Annotated in this window: 17 protein-coding genes; 8 read left to right on the forward strand and 9 right to left on the reverse strand. The window is 57.9% G+C overall.

Annotated elements, in window-relative coordinates:
- The 4 genes from BUB54_RS13290 to BUB54_RS13305 all read right to left on the reverse strand — a co-directional run bounded on the left by BUB54_RS13290 (nt 1) and on the right by BUB54_RS13305 (nt 5,926).
- Complete coding sequence (locus BUB54_RS13290) at nt 1-1,161, reverse strand: carbohydrate porin (RefSeq protein ID WP_048880517.1); 1,161 nt, start codon at nt 1,159-1,161, stop codon at nt 1-3.
- Nucleotides 1,162-1,378: 217 nt separating this feature from the next.
- Nucleotides 1,379-3,880 (reverse strand): branched-chain amino acid ABC transporter ATP-binding protein/permease, encoded by a 2,502-nt coding sequence (locus BUB54_RS13295; protein WP_082075601.1) that lies wholly within the window; start codon nt 3,878-3,880, stop codon nt 1,379-1,381.
- Nucleotides 3,877-4,746, reverse strand: a complete 870-nt coding sequence (locus BUB54_RS13300; protein ID WP_048878041.1) for a branched-chain amino acid ABC transporter permease — start codon at nt 4,744-4,746, stop codon at nt 3,877-3,879. The genes BUB54_RS13295 and BUB54_RS13300 overlap by 4 nt, the downstream gene beginning before the upstream one ends.
- 22 nt (nt 4,747-4,768) lie before the next feature.
- The gene (locus BUB54_RS13305) at nt 4,769-5,926 is read right to left on the reverse strand and encodes an ABC transporter substrate-binding protein (protein ID WP_244890787.1); all 1,158 of its coding nucleotides are present in this window, start codon (nt 5,924-5,926) and stop codon (nt 4,769-4,771) included.
- Nucleotides 5,927-6,365: 439 nt separating this feature from the next.
- On the opposite strand from BUB54_RS13305, the gene BUB54_RS13310 reads away from it, so the two are divergent.
- From BUB54_RS13310 to BUB54_RS13330, 5 genes are read left to right on the forward strand one after another with little or no spacing between them, the layout of a single operon-like run.
- Complete coding sequence (locus BUB54_RS13310) at nt 6,366-8,084, forward strand: FAD-dependent oxidoreductase (protein ID WP_048878039.1); 1,719 nt, start codon at nt 6,366-6,368, stop codon at nt 8,082-8,084.
- Nucleotides 8,085-8,087: 3 nt separating this feature from the next.
- Nucleotides 8,088-8,699: an NIPSNAP family protein gene (locus BUB54_RS13315; protein WP_048878038.1), complete on the forward strand. Its 612-nt coding sequence runs from the start codon at nt 8,088-8,090 to the stop codon at nt 8,697-8,699.
- A 27-nt stretch (nt 8,700-8,726) separates the two neighbouring features.
- The gene (locus BUB54_RS13320) at nt 8,727-9,548 is read left to right on the forward strand and encodes a shikimate dehydrogenase family protein (protein ID WP_048878037.1); all 822 of its coding nucleotides are present in this window, start codon (nt 8,727-8,729) and stop codon (nt 9,546-9,548) included.
- Nucleotide 9,549: 1 nt separating this feature from the next.
- Entirely contained in the window at nt 9,550-10,365 is an 816-nt protein-coding gene (locus BUB54_RS13325) for a sugar phosphate isomerase/epimerase family protein (protein ID WP_048878036.1), read from the forward strand.
- A complete protein-coding gene (locus BUB54_RS13330) occupies nt 10,362-12,047 on the forward strand; it encodes an FAD-dependent oxidoreductase (RefSeq protein ID WP_048878035.1) in 1,686 nt (561 codons plus the stop codon). The genes BUB54_RS13325 and BUB54_RS13330 overlap by 4 nt, the downstream gene beginning before the upstream one ends.
- A gap of 86 nt (nt 12,048-12,133) precedes the next feature.
- Here BUB54_RS13330 and BUB54_RS13335 read toward each other — a convergent pair whose 3' ends face one another.
- The 4 genes from BUB54_RS13335 to BUB54_RS13350 form a co-directional block, all read right to left on the reverse strand.
- The gene (locus BUB54_RS13335) at nt 12,134-12,325 is read right to left on the reverse strand and encodes a hypothetical protein (protein WP_048878034.1); all 192 of its coding nucleotides are present in this window, start codon (nt 12,323-12,325) and stop codon (nt 12,134-12,136) included.
- A 326-nt stretch (nt 12,326-12,651) separates the two neighbouring features.
- Nucleotides 12,652-13,491, reverse strand: coding sequence for an IclR family transcriptional regulator (locus tag BUB54_RS13340; protein ID WP_048878033.1), 840 nt, complete (start codon nt 13,489-13,491; stop codon nt 12,652-12,654).
- Between the two features lie 20 nt (nt 13,492-13,511).
- A complete protein-coding gene (locus tag BUB54_RS13345) occupies nt 13,512-14,570 on the reverse strand; it encodes a Gfo/Idh/MocA family protein (RefSeq protein ID WP_048878032.1) in 1,059 nt (352 codons plus the stop codon).
- A gap of 79 nt (nt 14,571-14,649) precedes the next feature.
- Nucleotides 14,650-16,053, reverse strand: a complete 1,404-nt coding sequence (locus BUB54_RS13350; protein WP_241869330.1) for a DHA2 family efflux MFS transporter permease subunit — start codon at nt 16,051-16,053, stop codon at nt 14,650-14,652.
- Nucleotides 16,054-16,298: 245 nt separating this feature from the next.
- Between BUB54_RS13350 and pobA the strand changes: the two genes are divergently transcribed.
- Complete coding sequence (gene pobA / locus BUB54_RS13355) at nt 16,299-17,480, forward strand: 4-hydroxybenzoate 3-monooxygenase (RefSeq protein ID WP_048878030.1); 1,182 nt, start codon at nt 16,299-16,301, stop codon at nt 17,478-17,480.
- Between the two features lie 7 nt (nt 17,481-17,487).
- Here pobA and BUB54_RS13360 read toward each other — a convergent pair whose 3' ends face one another.
- A complete protein-coding gene (locus tag BUB54_RS13360; protein ID WP_052948318.1) occupies nt 17,488-18,255 on the reverse strand; it encodes an IclR family transcriptional regulator domain-containing protein in 768 nt (255 codons plus the stop codon).
- Between the two features lie 103 nt (nt 18,256-18,358).
- Here BUB54_RS13360 and BUB54_RS13365 point away from each other — a divergent pair, with 103 nt between their 5' ends.
- Both BUB54_RS13365 and BUB54_RS13370 read left to right on the forward strand, forming a co-directional pair.
- Nucleotides 18,359-19,066, forward strand: coding sequence for a CoA transferase subunit A (locus BUB54_RS13365; RefSeq protein WP_048878028.1), 708 nt, complete (start codon nt 18,359-18,361; stop codon nt 19,064-19,066).
- Nucleotides 19,066-19,701, forward strand: coding sequence for a 3-oxoacid CoA-transferase subunit B (locus tag BUB54_RS13370; RefSeq protein ID WP_048878027.1), 636 nt, complete (start codon nt 19,066-19,068; stop codon nt 19,699-19,701). Before BUB54_RS13365 ends, BUB54_RS13370 begins: the two co-directional genes overlap by 1 nt.
- The last annotated feature ends 58 nt before the right edge of the window (nt 19,702-19,759 follow it).

Below are 19,759 nucleotides of genomic sequence, written 5' to 3' on the forward strand. Positions count from 1 at the left end.
TTACAGTACAGCTTTCACCTGCAAGCCGAAGACCCATGCATTGGGGATATGGGTGTAGGAGAACGTGCCTGGATCCATCACATATTGCATATTCGGATGGATAGTCAGCCAGGGCGTGGCGCGGAAGCCATAGCCAAATTCAAGAACGCCTTCGCCTGTGGACAGGTTGGTTAAAGTCCCGTTTGACGCTGCTTCCTTCGCGTCCACGGCACGCTTGTTGAGAATGGCGCGGACATAGCCTAGATCGATAAAGTCATTCGGCCGTGAGGCGAAGGGGCCTTGCGCGATCAACCCGCCCAGCACGGAACCTTGGAACAATGCTGTGGTCGGATCGGAATAAGAGACCATGGCAATGGCAACCAACCCCCTCTTCGGTGTACCGAAATTCACCAGCATCTGATGGCCGATGGCATAAAAGCCATAGCGCCCGCTCTGCATGTCAGAGCTGTTGGTGACGGAAGCCGCATCGCTGGTATCGTAATAAGCGCCAACCTTGTACTCGCCAGGCAAGCCGCCCAGCGTCATCTTGTACCCGGCCTCAACGGGGATCAGCGCGCCGGTGGAGCCGGACATACTGATCTTCAGGCCATTATTCTTCTCGTAATAGCCGGGGTTCACATCATACACGCCGGTTTCGAGATAGAGAGATGGCACTGGCGTAATCTTGATCCGCCCGCCCCATTTTCCTGTGGGGTAATCCGACCAGCCGGAAGACGCTGGCAGGTTCTGCGCATGCGCGCAGAAGCCAACGTTCTGGAAGTCGCAGCCATCCTCGATCTCGCCAAAGTCGTTACCCATCGGCGCGAATCCCACCTTGGTGTTGACCACGCCATGGTCGAAATTCTGCTCATAAGAGAGCTCGGTGAGGCGTAGCGTTTCACCCGCGCCGTAAACTTCCTGCACCGCTAGACGGTTGCCGATGAAGTCCGACGAGACAGAGCGACCCTGACGCTGGTTGAAGGCAATATGCAGCGTTCCCCCCTGCAGCCCAAACAGTTTACCCATATCAAGGTTCACGCCAAAGCCAAGCTGCTGCGCATAGCCATTGCCCTGCCGCTTGCCGCCGGAAAAGGCGTCCGCAAAATTGCCGTCATAGAACCCTTTGAAGGTCAAACCGGCATCTTCAAGCTTCGTCCGACCGCCATTCCAGTTCCCCGTCATCGTCGGACGTGTCAGAAAACTGTCAATAAAAGAACTCTGCGCGTGGGCAACTGACGCAAAACCCAAAGCTGTTATGCCACTTAGAAGTAATTGCTGTAGTCTTTTATTATTCATAAGATTTCCTCCCATTGTGCCGATATTTTGAGGTCACGCCTCTCCTGTCCGGGTGCCAAGCCTGGCACCCGGCGCATCTCATTCAGAAAATTAGTCGCTTCAGCTACGCAGCGTCAGCATGCACTACGCCAAGAAGCTTCGCCTGTAGCGCTTCGTCTGCGGCCAACGCCTCTGAAGATCCTTCATAGGCAACCTGACCATTAACCAGCACTACGGCACGGTCTACAATCGACAAGACCGATTCCGCGTGATGCTCTACGATAATCAAGCTCGCCTTGCTGCGCAGCTTTACAACCGCTTCCATCACTTCCTTCACCACTGAGGGGGCCAAGCCTTCAAATGGTTCGTCGAGAAGAATGATACGGCTTGGAACCATCAGCGCCCTGGCCACTGCCACCATCTGCCGCTCCCCTCCGGACAAAGCCGAAGCTCGAGACCGTGACAGCACTTTTAATTTTGGAAACAGCTCATACACGTCTTCCAAAGATGCTCCCCCTGGACGCATGGCCAAACGTAGATTCTCCAGAACCGTGAGGTTCGGGAACAAACGCCGCCCTTCAGGCACCAGGGAAAGCCCGCGCCGGTTGATCTCAAACGGCTTACGGCCTGTAATGTCCTTGCCGTCGAGTAGAATCTCACCGCCGCTGATATCTACACTGCCCATCAGGCTGTTCAGCGTCGTGGTCTTACCCACACCGTTACGACCCAGAATGGCGACTGCCTCGCCTTCGCGTACCGTGAAACTGACGCCATCAATAATCACGCTGCCTGCATAGCCCGCCGTGAGGTTTTTTACTTCCAGGACCGGTTTGCCGATTTTGGCCTGCTCCATTGGGTGAATTTCATGCGCAGCTTCCTTCTCGGCCCCCAGATACGCATCGATCACAGCAGGATTTGCAGCAACTTCAGCCGGCTTTCCATCCGCAATCAGGGCCCCTTGATGCAACACAGTAATTCGGTCAGACAGCGTCAACACGCGATCCATATCATGCTCTATCAAAAGTACCGCATGCGCGTCGGCCAAGCGGCGGATCAAAGCACCGACTACCTGCCGGTCCGCCTGCGCAAGCCCGGCCAGCGGCTCGTCCAGCAGCAACAGCTTCGCATCTGTCGCTAGGGAAATTGCAATCTCAAGAAGTCTTTGCTCGCCATGCGACAGATTTGAACATATTTCCGCTGCCCTTTGATCAAGCCCAACGGCTGCCAGCAAGGTCCAGGTCCGTGCATTGATCTGATCGATCTTGTATGCATCGTGAAAATACTGAATTGGACTCAACTTATGCCTGCGCTGCACGGCAATACGGACATTTTCAAACGCCGTTAGATTCTTGAATACACTTACAATCTGAAATGAACGACTCAGCCCCATCCTTACCCGCTGGTACGGCTTCAGTGCCGTAATTTCCTTTCCGGCAAAGTTGATCTGTCCTTCAGTTGGCTTAAGCAACCCCGTTAGAAGATTAAAAAAAGTGGTCTTTCCTGCGCCATTCGGACCAATAAAGCTGTGCAGTTGGCACGGCATTACATCAAGATCTATATTGCGAGCTGTATAAAGCGAACCAAATCGGTTGGTAAGGTTACGTACTGTCAAAACAGGTACATTCATGTCCACACCTTTAAAGCTCGGCTGATAAGGAGCAATCACCTCCGGACGGTTTGGAATTTCATTACGAGTCAGCGTCCATCGTGACTTTCCAATCAAACGCTGCACCATTCCTTGAATGCCTTCAGGTGAAGCAAGAGCAAACCCCATGATAATCGGCGCAAAGATCAGCCACCAATTCGCGGTCAGCAAGGAGAGCCTGTCCTGAAGTGTAATGAAGACGATAGCACCCCAAAGTGGCCCCAAAAACTGGTGTACGCCTCCTAGGACCGTCATCAGCAGAGCATCACCTGCGTGCTCCCAGCCCAGATTGTCCGCATACGCTCCTTGCAGCAACAGCGCCAGCAACCCCCCGGCAATCCCCACCACTACACCGCACAAGCAAAACGCAACCAGCTTGAGGTGCCCGGTGTTATAACCCAGGCAGGACATACGCTGTTCATTATCCCGCAACGCCTGTAAGGCCCTGCCGAACGGCGCATGTGCTAGACGCCACAACAGACCAACCACAGCCACAGCAAGACAAACTGTAAAAATGTAAAGCCGTAAAGGCGTTGTCAGCACGGAAAGCGGGACATTCTGTAAGCCATTCTCACCGCCGGTAACAGCCGTCCATTTAAAAGCAACCTCAAATGCAATCTGTGAAGCTGCGAGAGTCAGCAATGAAAAATACAAACCACGGCGTCGCAGAATAAGCAGGCCAAGCAGGAACGCCAACACCAGAGATGCCAACACCGCAAATCCTAGTGCCAGAAATTCATTATCTCCCGTGTTTATCATGAATACCGCAACAAAATAGGTGGCGCAGCCAAAGAACACAGAAGCCCCAAAAGGCACCAGCCCGGTATAGCCAACCAGCATATTCACGCCGAAACCATACAACACGTAAATTGCGATTTCGGTCAGTTTACTTAACGGCATACCGACCGCGGGGCCAATGAACCCAAGAAGCACCAGAACCGCCCCCAAGATCAGGACGGGATTTTTCAGAACGGCGTTCATTCGAAGCGCTCCCATTGCTCGCCAAACAATCCCCGCGGACGCAGCAGCAGCACAACAGCCATCAGCATATACATCGCAGCCGTGGAGGCTTCAGGCAGAAATTGAATCGTTAGTGATTGTACAAGACCAACCGCCAGCCCGGCCACGATGGCTCCCGCATAAGAGCCAAGCCCACCAATGGTGACCACGACAAAGGCGGGCATAATCGCGTTTGTTCCCATTGTCGGCGCCACTGTCCAAATCGGCGCCGCGAGGAAACCAGCGATAGCCGCCAGCAAACAGCCCAGCCCAAACGTGCCCGTCAAAACATGCGGCAAATTAATTCCAAGCAGTTGAACCATCTGCGGATCACGTGACCCGGCGCGCAAAACCCGCCCAAAAGGCGTGAAGTTCATAAACATCCAGAACCCGAACAAAATCACGATGGCGCACACCATGATCGCAACACGATAGCTGGCAATAATGAACGGCCCCATTATGATAACGCCATTCAACCAGGCTGGCGCACTAAATGGTTGTCCCTGCGGGCCCCAAATGGCGCGGATCACTGCTTCCGCCAGCAATGCCAATCCAAATGTCACAACCAAACTTATTAATGGTTCTTTATCATATAGTCTGCGGATCAGCAGAACTTCAGTTATCATGCCGATCACGCAGACAATGACCAAGGCCAGCGGTATCCCCCACCACCCCATTAGATTGAACAAGGTCAGTGAAAAATAAGCTCCCAGCGCAAAGAACACGCCATGTGCGAAATTAACGATGCCAAGCAGGCCAAAAATAATAGACAGCCCCAGGGCGATCAAAACATATAGAAACCCCAATGCAAGACCGTTTCCAGCCTGCATGATCATCATATCGAGCATGGCGGAGACTCCTCTCTCCCCGTTACAGCGGCGTCATATGGCAGGCACTGTCCGCCGCCGTGCCAAAAGCCTTTTCGGCTGCTTCATTATTTTCAGGAATTGAGCGGAGGACATCGAAATAGTTCCAATTATCTGGAATATGCTTTTTCACACCCACAACCAGGAAGCGATGCACAAGCTGGTTATTCCACTTATCAAAATGCACGGTAATACCGCCATCCTCCTCATGCCAATTCTGCAGTGCTTCAACAATGGCATCAGGTTTGGTTGACCCCGCTGCATTTATCGCCTGGAATAAAATTTTTGCTGAATACCAGCCCATCCAAGCTTTATCTGCGGCCGGACGGTTATATTTAGCCTGATAGGCTGCGGCAAAAGCCTTGTCGGAAGGTGAGTTATTTGGGTCTTTGTAATACCACAACGTCGTATATGTACCAGCGACATTATCCTTGCCCACAGCCCAAAGATCCGTATCCCCCACCGCAATTTCAGTGAAGGGAATCTTATCGCTCATCCCAAACTGCTTCCATTGCTTCAAGAAGTTCGACAGATCCGCGGAGGTCAGACCACCGATGATTAAATCCGGCTTAGCTTCACGAATTTTGAGGATGTAAGAGCTGAAATCTGAGCTACCCAAAGGTACGGAGTCATCCCCTACAACTGTTCCCCCAATCCCGGCCAGAAGCTTTTTGAACGAGGACGCAATGTCTTGGCCAAACGCATAAGACGAAGTAATAAAGTACCAGCGCTTACCAATGCTTTGCAGATAAGGCAGCATCGCCGCTGCCTGCACCGGTACAGGCGGCTGCAGCCGGAAGGTGTACGGATTGCACTTCGCCCCCGTGATTTCCTCCGCCGCAGCATTATTGATCACGAACGGAATCTTATGCTGTCCAGCAACGGCTTCTTCGGCCAACGCGTCGGAGCTGAGCGACCCGCCCAGCAGCGCGACAACCTTATTCTGCTGAATCAATTGCAGTGCATTCTGCCCTGCCCCCTGTGCGGAGGGTTCGTCATCCCACACAATCTCTGCCGGCCGCCCCAGCAGCTCATTATTCAACTGCTCCAGCGCCAAAAAAGTCCCTTGTTGGAGATACTGCGCCTGCACTGCAATGGAGCCTTCCTTCGCTTGCAACAGGCCAATACGAATCGGCTCCGCCGCACGTGCGATATGCGGCATCGCCAACGTCGAGGCCGTTGCCGCTCCTGCAGCCACCCCCAACAGACGGCGGCGGCCAGTCATGAGAAACGGCTGAGTCTTATCGTGATTCATGGTTCCCTCGTCTTGATGTTTTTGTCGTTTTCTTCCGCCCCAAGCGGTCAGCGGCCCAAAGCATCTCTGACACTTCGAGTCCCCAATTTATGTAACACCTGTTTAGTTCGCTTTAAAACCCTCCCGGTGCAATTTTATGCTACGGCTCTCATTATTAGCCTTCTGGCATGCAGCATTATGCACTTCCTCCACTATCACAGAAAGAAACACAAGCACAATATGGAATGTTATTTCATTTGCTAAAAATATCTGTCATGATTATTTTATGGAATTGAATTCCATTAATTAGCTTGATACTGGGCTATTAACTGATAACCGCCGCGTTATAGCTGCAAAAAGAGGGGAAATGGTCGAAAACGCCACCAACTTGCCACCAGTCCGCCGGGTGGACGTGCTCGTCATTGGTTCCGGCGCCGCAGGGCTTGCCGCCGCCGTTACAGCCGCCGTGCGCGGGCTATCCGTGCTGGTCGCGGAAAAGGCTCCACAGTTCGGCGGTACCACCGCCTTTTCTGGCGGCTGGCTCTGGGTGCCCCACAATCCGGATGTCCGCGCCGCCGGCATTGAGGAATCGGAGGAAGAGCCGCGCCAGTATCTGCGCAATATCCTGGGCAAACGATATGACGACCGCAAAATCGACACCTATTTAAAAGCCGGCCCGCAAATGGCCGACTTTTTCATCCGCAATACAGAAGTCAAATTCTTGCCGGGTTCCGCGGCACCAGATTTTCATGGCCAGTTGCCGGCTGCGGCCAAGGGTGGACGCTCCATGGTCGCTGCGCCTTATGACGGCAATGTGCTCGGCCCGCTTCTCTCTAGGCTACGCCAGCCGATTCCCGAAACGACCTTCCTCGGCATGGGTATCGCCTCCGGAGCGGATCTTTACCATTTCCTGCACGCCACCAGAAAGACATTATCTTTTCTACATGTTTCAAGACGCGTGACTAGGCATTTGAAGGATCTCGTCATCCACCGACGATCCACGCAACTCGTTAACGGCAACGCCCTCGCCGCCCGACTACTTCGCTCGGCGGCTGATAAGGGGGTGGCATTGCATGAAAATCTAGAGGCCACACGCTTGACTATTGAAAATGGTCGTGTCACCGGCGCCATTCTATCTGGCCCACAAGGCACTTGTCCTATCAAAGCCCAGGCGGTGATTCTCGCCACCGGAGGCTTCCCACACGACACACTGCGCCAGCAAAGTCACTTTCCGCACACAAGCACCGGTACGCCTCACGCCTCCGCCGCGCCGCAAGAAAATAACGGTGGGGGCCTGCGCCTGGGTGAGCAAGCAGGCGGCCATGTGCGGGAAGACCTTGCCGATTCCGGCGCATGGTCACCTGTCTCCTTACCCCCGCGCCGTGACCTCACAACCGGCCGATTTCCTCATCTTGTTGACCGCGCCAAGCCCGGTCTCATCGCCGTCACCGCCGACGGCAAGCGCTTCGCGAACGAATCGGGCCCGTATCATGATTTCATGCGCGCTCTTTTCGCCGCCTTACCACCAGGCGAGCCTGTGCAAGCTTGGCTCATCTGCGACACAATCTTCCTCCATCGCTACGGTCTCGGCGCGGTCAAGCCCTTCCCAGTTCCGAAAGGTTTTTATCTGCGCAAAGGGTATCTGAAGCGTGGCAAAACCATCACGGACCTGGCCACCGCCTGCGGCATTAATCCAACAGTTCTGACCCAGACCATCGCCACCCATAATGCAGGCGTGACACGCGGTGAGGACATTGAATTCGGCCGTGGCTCTACGCTATTCCAGCGTGTCAGCGGCGACCCGGATATCGGCCCTAATCCCTGCCTCGCACCCATCGCCAAAGCGCCATTCTACGCTGTGAGAATAGTCCCCGGCAGCCTCGGCACCTTCGCTGGACTGGATACGGACGAACACGCCCGCGTGCTGGACGAAAACAGCCAGCCCATCCCCGGCCTCTTCGCCGTCGGCAACGACATGTCGAGCATCATGGGCGGCCACTACCCCAGCGGCGGCATCACACTCGGTCCGGCCATGACCTTCGGCTGGCTCGCCGCCAATTTCATCGCAAATCAACAGGAAAGTTAGAAAATGACCAAACGCTATGAGCTCGCCACCCTCTCCATTCAGATGGGCAGCGCTCCGAAATTCATCCAGGGTGCCGAAGCTTATGTAAAGGAAGGCAAAGGCCGCCTGCTCGGCGCCTGGGTCTCTGATGTCGGCAACCTGAACAAACTCGTCCTCCTCCGTGAATTCGAGAATGACGCGGAATTGCAGCAGGAACGTCAGCGCGGCCTCACCGCTTCAAACCCTTTCGGCGCCGCGGAATTCCTCACCAGGCTGGAGATGGAAAGCTACGCCCCCTTCCCCGACCTTCCGCCCGTGGAACCCGGTAGCTTGGGCAGTCTTTATGAAATCCGAAGCTATGTCTTAAAAACCGGGGGCCTGTTGCCCACCTTCGAAGGCTGGGCAGAGAAACTGGCCGAACGCACCGCTATCTCCCCGCTAACCATCGCGCTTTACGGGCTGGATGGCACGCCCCGTATCACCCATATCTGGCCTTACGCGGATGCCAATGCCCGCTTTGCCAAGCGAGCTGAATCCGTGGCCGCCGGTGCTTGGCCACCGCGCAGCGCCGTGTGGCTTACGCCTGAAATGGTCTCTGGTCTTTACGTGCCCACAACCATTTCCCCGCTGCGCTGAAGCCAAAAGCCCCAAGGAAACGTTCAAATGAACCTAACAACCTCCCTCAACGGCGCCACGTCTGTCATTGGCATCGTCGGTGACCCTATCGCTCAGGTAAAATCCCCTGCGGGCATGACAGCTGGCCTAACCGCGCGCGGGCTCAATTCCATCGTCGTGCCTTTCCATGTCACGCCCGATAATCTCACGACTTTCGCTACCGGCGTTTCGCTGGCCAAGAACCTTACCGGCCTTATCGTCACCGTGCCGCATAAATTCGCCTTCTACGACCTCTGTGCCACCAGTTCTGCCCGCTCCAAGCTCATGCGCACCGTCAACGTGCTACGCCGAAACGAGGATGGTAGCTGGTATGGGGATATTTTCGATGGCGAGGGCTTCGTCGTCTCACTCATCCGTGGCGGCGGCGCGCCCCAGGGCAAGCGCGTTCTGCTAGTGGGGGCAGGCGGAGCCGGCACCGCTATCGCCATGGCACTTCTCGACGCCGGCGTGACAGAACTCGCCATTCACGATGGCAATGCGGAACGCCGCAACACTCTTCTTACCCAACTTGCCCCTGTCGCCGATGGCCGCCTCACCCAAGGTAGCGCGGACCCATCGGGGTTCGACATCGTGGTCAACGCCACCCCGTCCGGCATGCGCTCGAGCGATCCTTTGCCGGTTGATGTCTCCCGCCTGTCTCCCACCGCCTTCGCGGCGGACGTGATCACCGCCCCGATGGAAACGCCCTTCCTGCAAGCCGCCAAATCGCTCGGCTGCGGCACCCGTACAGGCATTCAGATGTTTAACAGCGTTTGTGAACTGATGCTGGATTTCTACACCCCGTCCGCCAGCAACACTCAGGCCGCCTAAGATGCGCCCTTACTCCCTCGCCCATCTAACAGTTCTCAACTTGCCGCCGCCGGCGGTCATCGAAACCGCCCACGCTGCGGGCTATACCCATGCAGGGCTGCGCCTGCTCCCCGCCTCCCCCGGCGGGGTGTTCTACGACCTCGCCAATAACGCCCCGCTGCTGCGCGAAACCCAGTCCCGGCTGAAGGACACCGGCATCGAAATCTTCGATGTCGAAATCGTCCGTCTCGGTCCGGATTTCCGGGTTGAATCCACCTTCCCCTTCCTGGACAACGCCGCCACCCTCGGTGCGCGCGCCGTGCTTGTGGCAGGGGACGACCCTGACCAATCTCGCCTTGCCGCCAGCTACGCCGCCTTTTGCGAGGCCGCCGCGCCACGCAACCTAACTGGCGACATCGAGTTCATGCCGTGGACCGAGGTGCCCGACATCGCCGCCGCACGCCGCTTGGTGAAAGCCGCCGGTACCCCCGCCAATGCTGGCATCCTTGTGGACGCTCTGCATTACGGCCGCAGTTCCGGCGGGCCGGAGGCCGTCGCCGCCATTCCACGCAATTTGCTGCATTATGGCCAAATCTGCGACGCCCCGGCGGAAATCCCCACCACCGTCGAAGGTCTTATCCAAACCGCCCGGCAGGAGCGTCTGCTCCCTGGCACTGGCGGTATCGACATTCTCGGTATGCTCGGCGCTTTGCCGCCGGAACTGCCGCTTAGCGTCGAACTTCCCAACTTCAAACTCGCCCCCGCGCGCGGCCCGCTAAACTGGGCGAAGGAATGCCTCGCCGCCGCCCGCAAAATTGCCGAGAAGGCCACACCATGAAATCCGCCTATGACGTCATCGTGCTGGGCTCTGGAGGGGCAGGCATGGCTGCTTGCCTCTTCGCCCGGCTCAACGGTCTTTCCACCTTGCTAGTTGAACGTACGGAATATCTCGGTGGCACCACCGCCTTTTCCGCAGCAACTGCCTGGGTACCGGGCTCCCTGCTTGCCGCCAGCGTCGGCGCCCCGCCAGACGATATTACGCAAGCCCGAACCTTCCTGAACGAAACCGTTGGTAACCATTCGAACGCGACCATGCGTGATGCCTTTTTGCACTGGGGCCCGCAGGCTATTGCCCGACTGCAAGGCGAAACCCAAGTACAATTCCGCGCCCGCCCCTTGCACCCGGACTATATCCAGGACGCCCCTGGCGCTACATTACGCGGCCGCGCCCTGGAGCCTCTTCCCTTCGATGGCCGCAAGCTCGGCAAACGGCTGGATCTCATTCGCCCGCCCATCCCCGAATTCACTATTCTCGGCGGACTGATGATCGACCGGGACGACATTGCCCATCTTCTGAAGATGACGAAGACCTCTGAAAGCTTTCTCTACGCCGCCAAACTCATCGGCCGCTACGGGATCGACCGCCTCACCCATAAGCGCGGCACGAGGTTAGTAATGGGCAACGCCCTCATTGGCCGTCTGCTCTCCTCGCTGGACGCAACAGGTGCAGACATCGTCACCCAGACGGAAACCGAAACGCTGCTTAACGAAAACGGCCGCATCACTGGCGTCCGCCTGCGCCAGAATAGCCGTGTGTTGGACATCATAGCCCAGCGCGGCGTGGTGATGGCCACGGGCGGCTTCAATCGCCATCCCACCCGTCGCGCGGAGATGCTGCTCCAACCCACCGCCGCTTATTCCCCCAGCGCACCAGGCCATACGGGCGAGATCCACGATCTAGCCTTGTCCCTCGGCGCGCATTACGGCGAAGGTGCCATGGACAATGCCTTTTGGGCGCCGGTCTCCATCCGTCGCCGGGCGGACGGCACTACCGCCGTGTTCCCGCACTTCGTGCTGGACCGCGGCAAGCCTGGCACTATATCGGTAAACGCGGCGGGACGGCGTTTCGTCAACGAGTCTACCTCCTATCATCTCTTCACCCGCGCCATGTATGAGTCCAACAAAACCGTGCCCACCATCCCCGCTTTCCTGATCGCGGATGCCGAGGCGCTGCGTAAATACGGGCTCGGCATGGTCCGCCCCGGCGGACGTCGGCTAAAACCCTTCCTAGATGACGGTTATCTGGTGGAAGCCCCAACTCTTTCCGCTCTTGCCGATAAGCTCGACATCAATGCGGCGGGGTTAGAGGAAAGTGTGAAGCGCATGAACGAATTTGCCCGCACCGGGGTGGATACGGAATTCGGACGCGGCAGCACAGATTATCACCGCGTGAATGGCGATGCCACGCACGGCCCAAACCCTAATATCGGCCCCATCACCGCAGCGCCCTTCTACGCGGTGCGGCTGCTGCCGGGCGATATCGGGGCCGCGACCGGCATGGTTACTAACGCCTACGCCCAGGTCATGAAACGCGACGGTACTCCCATTCCCAGTCTCTATGCGGTGGGGAATGACATGCAGTCCGTCATGGGCGGCGTCTATCCGGGCCCCGGCATAACAGTGGGCCCCGGCCTGGCCTTCGCTTACGCCGCCGCTACTCATTTAACCGGCAGCCTTTAAGGATGCACCGGCTTCCTCCCATTTATCAGACGGCATGGAGGAGGCCACGCCTAGTCAAGAAAAAGGGAAACGCCAGGGCAAGACCATCAGAGCAGCGGAACCTGCAGCGCGAGATGGGCCGAGTGCTGGTCACTGGCGGCAGTGGCATTCGGCCTTACATCGTCTACGGCCCCGGCAAAGGCTCCGGCATGAGCGCCAGCACTAGGTCGGCCTACCGCGCGGCACTCCAGGGGCAGCATTTTGAAATCAAATTCAACAGCCGCGTCGGCTTCGTCCATGTCCGGACGTTGCTAACACCTTTGCTGCTGCCATCCAAGCGGAGCGCCAAAGCGCGGAGGTCCTCAATCTCTGCGGCGAAACCGCCAGTGTTTCGGCTTTCATCGCGACGCTGTCCACGCTGGCGCCTGAGGCGAAGGTAGACTGTGCCGGCCCACCAATGCCCATCGCGCCTGAACTTTCCTCCGGCCCCTTACCTGCATGGCTGACAGATCTACCTGTCACAACATTGGAGCAAGGCATCGCCCGAACTTTGGCCAGTTTGCGGACTTCCAACATATAGGGGCCGGACCAAGCAACTTGGCTTTATTCTTTTGCAGCGCCCGCCTCAGCCTGAATCACCCAGGGACTTCGCGGCGGAAAGCTCTGCCTCCCGGCCCAGCCGCCAAGTTCCGCCGAAATAGACCGAGCCCAGGCTTGCCGCCGAAAGCTCCGCCGCCGAGGCCAGCAGATCCGGCACCAGCGCGCGCAGCCTCTCCTCCGGCAACCGCATGGCAGGCCCAGCAATACTCAAAACCCCAATCGTCCGTGCACCATCCTTTGTACGTATCGGCGTCGAAATGGCCGACAGCCCTGGTGCGGAATTTTCCACCACCAACGCATAACCATCCCGCCGGGCTAGCTCGATGCGTTGTAGCAGCGCCTGCACGGTCGCCACCGCATTAGGCCCCAACTGGCGCGGATCACCAAAGCCCTGGCGGCTCACCAGCCGTACTGCTTCCTCGTCGGACATGGTGGAAAGCCACGCATGACCGGAAGAGGTTGATGCCAGATGCGCCTCCGCGCCGGCATCAGGGTCGTACCGGAACCCTGTCCGCGCCCCTTGCGCCTTCGCCACCCAAGTCAGCCGCTCATTGCTGACAATAGAAAGCCGCACAAGCTCGCCCGCCTTCTCCGCCAGCGCATCTAATATCGGCTGAGCAATATCGAGAATCCCGTTAAGGGACAGGAAGGTCTGCCCCAGAGCCGAAATTTTCAGCGTCAGCCGATAGATTTCTGAAACCGGATCCTGCTCCACATACCCCAGCCGGTTAAGATCAGCCAGCAGCCTGTGCGCGGCGCTGCGCGGTATATCCAGCCGCTCCGCAATCACGTAAAGCTGCAGGCCGCCAGGGCTATGGGCCAAGCATTCAAGAATATTCAGGGCACGGTCGAGTACGGAAGACATATCCCGTTCCTTTCCAAATTTTAGGCAGGCTGGCAATTGCGTGCCGGGGTTACGGTCCGGCCGGTTCGCGCGGCCTCGAGCACCGCCATGGTGGCTGCCAACGTCGCCGCGCCATCCTTGCCGGAGACCATGGGCTGTTCCTCCCGCCGCGCGACGCGCAGAAAATGGTCAAGCTGTAACGCCAGCGGATCACCCGGCTCATAAGCCAATGGCTGGGCGGAAAGCGGCTGTGTCCAGCCTTTCTGGCCTGCATAATGCCAACGGATCAGCCCCGGCAGTTCCAACGCTGCCTCTGTTCCGCACAGCCGATAACATTGGCCTTGGTGCCGCGCGAAATCCTTATTCTCACCGGACGTCTGGTCCCAGCACCAGGGCGAGGGGGTCGCGTCAGACAAAGTTAGCGTCGCCAGCGCGCCGGAGGTAAAGCGCAGTAACACCGCCGCGGTATCCTCCACCTCAAAGCCCCGCGCCGCATTGCTGGTCACGGCCTGCACGCTTTCAATTTCACCGCATAGATAACGCAGCGCATCAATATCATGCACCAGATTGATCAATACCGGCCCGCCGCCCGACTGGGTGCGCCAGGGCACGTTGAAATAAGCGTCAGGTTTGCACACGGTCACATCCGCATTCACTGAAACCAGCCGCCCCAGTCCACCCTTGGCCAGCAAATCCCGCGCCGCGCGCATAACCGGATTATGCCGGCGGAAATGCCCCACTAACAGCGGCACATCCCGTTCCTCCGCCAAGTGCGCCAGGGCAAATGCGTCCGCGACATTATCCGCCAGCGGCTTTTCCACCAGCAGCGGGATATTACGGGCGATGCAAGCTCCCGCCATCTCAACATGCAGCGCATTTGGTGAGGCAATAATGACCGCATCCGGCCGCCACTCATCCAGCGCCCGCACAAGATGTTCACTATACCTCACCCCCAACATCTCAGCCTGAGCCTGGGCCTGGGGCATTGGGTCGATAATTCCCTTCAGCCAACCTCGCCTAGCCGGAAGCGCCTGAATTAACCTGATATGCGCCTGACCGATAACCCCCGCCCCGCAAACCGCAATCGAAAGACCGGACATACTTCCTCACCATTGACTACAATTCTTTTTTAGAATTAAGTTCTATTATAGTGAGTTGCGCTGATTTGCAAATATTCGCCTAAACTTTCGCGGGCTTGCCGCGAGACACATTAGCGCCAGCCTCACGCGATAACGTCAGAGAATCCGCAACACCCAGCAGAGATACCAGCGCCACCAGCAGGAATGCGATGCGAAACGGCAGGGCGGCCGACGCATCCGGCGGTGCCATCACCTCCCCCAATCTCCAGGAAATGGCACCCAGCGCAATTCCCAGTCCCATGGCAAGTTGGAACAAGGTGGAAAACAACGTATTCGCCGCAGTCATTTCGGCTTGCGGGACATCCGCGAAAGCCAGCGTATTGAAAGCGGTAAATTGCATCGACCGAGTCGCACCGCTGACGAACAGGATCGCGCAAATAGCCGGCACTGGCATGCCACCGCCAATGACCGCGCAAGCCGCGATTGCCAACGCGTTCAAAAGCCCGTTTACGATCAACACCGGGCGAAATCCAAACCGACGCAGGATGGGGGTGGTGATGGTTTTCATCGCCAAATTCCCCGCAAAAACCGCCATCAACATAGAGCCCGCCGCGAAAGCGCTATAGCCAAAGCCAATCTGGAACATCACCGGCAACAGAAACGGCACAGCGCTGACCCCCATGCGGAATAGTGATCCGCCCCAAATTGTGACTGCAAAGCTTTTCAATTTCAGGGCTGACAAATCTAGCATCGGATGCGTCACCCTGCGCAAATGCAGGGTGGCCATAACCAGCAAAACAATTCCCGCAGCGGTCAACAGCAACACCAAATACCATGCCAGACGTGGCGCCCCCACCAGTTCCGCCACATAAAGCAGGCAGAACAAGCCGGCGCTGCATAAGGCAAATCCAAGCCAGTCGAACCCCGCCCCGCGCTCATGCCGCGTATCCGGCACAACCAGCCAAGCCAGTATAAAAGCCACCACGCCCAAGGGCAGGTTAAGATAGAAGATCCACCGCCAGTTGGCATAATCCGCGATCCAGCCACCCAGAGGCGGACCCAGCACAGGCGCGACAAGGGCAGGCCAAGTCAGAATGGCGATGGCGTCTATGAGTTTCTCCTTCGGGGTAGCGCGCAACACCACCAACCGCCCCACGGGCACCATCATCGCCCCGCCTATCCCTTGCAGAATACGCAACATCACGAATTCCGGCAGGCTCTGGGCAAGCCCGCACAGCAAGGAAGTCACTGTGAACAACGCAATCGCCAGGCCGAAAATCCGGCGCGCGCCGAACCTGTCCGCGACCCAGCCGCTGGCGGGAATAAAAACCCCCAGCGCCAGCATGTAAGCACTTACACCGCTATTCAATGCCACGGGGCTGACCGCGAAGCTATGCGCCATCTGCGGCACTGCCGGGGTGATCACAGTGGCGTCCAGGTTTTCCATAAAAAACGTCCCCGCCACCAGCAGGGCGATCGCGGTTTGTTTGTTGAACCGGCTCACATGCTTCTCCACACACCAGTATCGTACTGGATGTTATCTGTTATCGCACTCACGCAGCCCACCATGTCATACCGAAAACAAGAATACAGCAGACAAGCTCCCTATAGCTTTCATGCAGCAATGCTGACCTGTTGAATTATCCAAGTTTTATAACTTCGCCGCCATGGGAAGATACAACCCGGGCATTACAGTACCCCCCTATAACCGGGCCAATAAAGCGGGCCCGCAGCGAAGGGGAAACCGCCATGAGAACGCAAATTGCCATTATCGGTGCCGGTCCGGCCGGCATGCTGCTTGCTCATCTTCTGGCACAGGCGGGCATTGATGCCCTGGTGCTAGAACGCCGTGACCGTGATTATGTGGAAGGCCGCGTGCGCGCAGGGGTGCTGGAACAGACAAGCGTTGACCTGCTCCGGAGGCTGGGGTTGAGCGAACGGTTGGACCGCGAAGGACTGGTGCATGGCGGCACCAATCTCGCGCTGGATGGCCAGATTTTCCACATCGATATGGCCGCACTCACTGACGGCTCGACGGTAACGGTCTATGGTCAACAGGAGGTCATGAAAGATTTGTTCGACGCCGCCCCGGCACGCGGCGTGAAGATTGTCTGGAATGCCGAAAACGTCGCGCTGCACGGGCTGGATGGCAGTAGCCCCAGCGTGACTTGGCAAGACGCCGAAGGAAAGCATCATCTGGCTTGCGACTATATCGCTGGCTGCGACGGCTTCCATGGCGTCAGCCGCGCCAGCATTCCGGCTTCGGTGCTGCAAGTGTTCGAGCGCGTCTATCCATTTGGTTGGCTGGGCGTACTGGCGGATGTGCCACCCGCCGCCCATGAGCTGATTTACGCTAACCATGAACGCGGCTTCGCACTGGCCTCCATGCGTTCAGCCACGCGCAGCCGCTATTATGTGCAATGCGGGCTGGATGAGAAAATTGAGGACTGGCCGGATGAACGCTTCTGGGATGAGCTATGCCTGCGGCTTGGCCCTGAAACCGGCGCCAAGGTGGTGCGGGGGGCGTCTTTCGAGAAATCCATCGCGCCGCTGCGCTCCTTTGTGGCGGAGCCGATGCGCTGGGGCCGGCTATTTCTGGCTGGCGATGCCGCGCATATTGTGCCCCCCACGGGCGCCAAGGGGCTGAATCTTGCCGCGTCTGACGTGATTGTACTGGCCGAAGGGTTGATCGAATTCTACAAATCCAGTTGTATCACGGGGATAGATCGCTACTCTGCCCGCGCTTTGTCACGTGTGTGGAAGGCGGAACGGTTTTCGTGGTGGTTTACCTCCATTACCCATCGTTTCCCGGATATGGATGGATTTTCCCGCAAGCTACAAATGGCGGAGTTGGATTACATCAAAGGCTCGCAGGCTGCGCAGCGTTCCCTGGCGGAGAATTATGTCGGGCTGCCGTTGGCTGCCGCATAAGCACGGTTCAACCCAGCGCCACGCGCGCCAGATGCGCCGCAGCCGCCTGCAGTTCCGGCAGAGCCGTCTGTAACAGCCAATCCTGGCTTCGGTGCGCGGATTGGGTGGCGAGGTTAAGCGCCGCCACAACCTGCCCTTCAGCCCCACGCACCGGCACGGCAATCGACCGCAGCCCAGCTTCCAGCTCGCCATCAATCATAGCAAACCCCTGGCCGCGAACCTTCTCCAACTCCGTGCGCAACGCTGCTGCCTGGGTCAGCGTTCGCGGGGTGCGGGCGGGAAACGGCGCCTGTGTGAGAAACCGCTCCAACTCAGCCTCCGGCAGCTCAGCCAGCAAGGCCCGCCCCATGGAGGCGCAATAGCTGGGCAAGGTAGCGCCAGCGAATAAAGGCACCGAAATAATGCGCGACGTTTCCGCACGGCAGACATACACAACGCAGTGATATTGGCTGCGTGTGTCGAACATGGCGAGCGAGCTGGATTCCCCCAGCCGGTCACGCAGGGCGTCCACCACCGCCTGCCCTGCGCGGACCAGTGGATTCCCCACGGAAAAAGCGCGTGCCATGGGCAGCAGGGCCGGACACAACGCATAGCTCGTGCCTTCGGCAACCACATAACCAAGGCGCTCCAACGTAAACAAACAACGCCCGGCCGCCGACCGGGACATCCCGGTGGCCTTGGCGGCCTGCGTTACCGTGAGGCGTGATTGCGTCTCGAAAGCTGCCAAAACCTCCAACCCACGGGCCAGGGAGGTCATGAAACGCGGGTCTTCCATGGACGATTTTTCCTTGACTTCTCCTGCCATCGGCGCGATATCTCCGATTAACGAATATTTTATCCGATAATCGACCATTACAGGTTAGAACGCAAGAGGGAAAATGCAAAAAATCTACGCGAGTCCGAAGGCGGCGCTGGAAGGCGTTTTGTTTGATGGCATGACCATCATGTCGGGCGGGTTTGGCCTCTCCGGCAATCCGGAAAGCCTGATCCCGGCCATCCGCGATGCCGGCGTGAAAAACCTTACCGTGATCTCCAACAATTGCGGCGCCGACGGGTTCGGGTTGTGGATGCTGCTGAACAACCGGCAGATCAAGAAAATGATCTCCTCTTATGTGGGCGAGAACAAGCTGTTCGAGCAGCTTTACCTTTCCGGCGAGTTGGAGCTGGAGCTAAATCCGCAGGGCACGCTGGCCGAGCGTATCCGCGCCGGTGGCGCTGGCATTCCGGCGTTTTACACCCGCACCGGCGTTGGCACCGTGGTGGCCGAAGGCAAGCCGGTTGAGGAGTTCGAGGGTCATAAATATGTGCGCGAGACTTGGCTGCGGTCCGATCTTTCCATCGTGAAAGCGTGGAAGGCGGATGAAGCCGGGAACCTCGTGTACCGCAAGACGGCGCGCAACTTCAATCCGAACATGGCCACAGCTGGAAAGATTACGATCGCCGAGGTTGAAGAGATCGTGCCTGCCGGGTCGCTGGACCCGGACAACATCCACACGCCGGGGATTTTCGTGGACCGCATCATCAAGAGCACCATCAACGAGAAGCGCATTGAAAAGCTGACTGTGCGCGAGAAGGAGACCGCCTGATGCCCTGGACACGCGATGAAATGGCCGCCCGCGCTGCCAAGGAGTTGAAGGACGGGTATTACGTGAATCTCGGCATTGGCATTCCAACGCTGGTGGCCAATTACATTCCCGAAGGCGTGGATGTGACACTGCAAAGCGAGAATGGCATGCTGGGCATCGGCCCCTTCCCGTTTCGTGGGGATGAGGACCCGGATCTGATCAACGCTGGCAAGCAGACGGTGACGGCGCTGCCGACCTCCAGCTTTTTCTCCTCTGCTGACAGTTTCGGGATGATTCGCGGCGGGCATATCGACATGGCCATTCTGGGCGCCATGGAAGTGTCCGACAAGGGCGACATCGCCAACTGGACCATCCCCGGCAAGATGGTAAAGGGCATGGGCGGGGCTATGGATCTCGTGGCGGGCGTGAAGCGCGTGGTGGTGGTGATGGACCATAACGCCAAGGACGGCTCACCGAAGATCAAGGAAAGCTGTGACCTGCCATTGACCGGTGCGGGCGTGGTGGACCTGATTATCACCGATCTTTGCGTATTGGAATGCGACAAGGAAAAAGGTGGGCTGACGCTGCTGGAGCTCGCCCCCGGCGTAACGAAGGAAGACGTGATCGCCAAAACCGCGGCGCCCGTAAGGGCCTGACCGCGCCTCTCCATGGGGGTTTAATGCCCCCATGGAGCCATAGATTGCGGCCTAGCGC

Source organism: Acidocella aminolytica 101 = DSM 11237, from assembly GCF_900129125.1.
In the GTDB taxonomy this organism is placed as follows: domain Bacteria; phylum Pseudomonadota; class Alphaproteobacteria; order Acetobacterales; family Acetobacteraceae; genus Acidocella; species Acidocella aminolytica.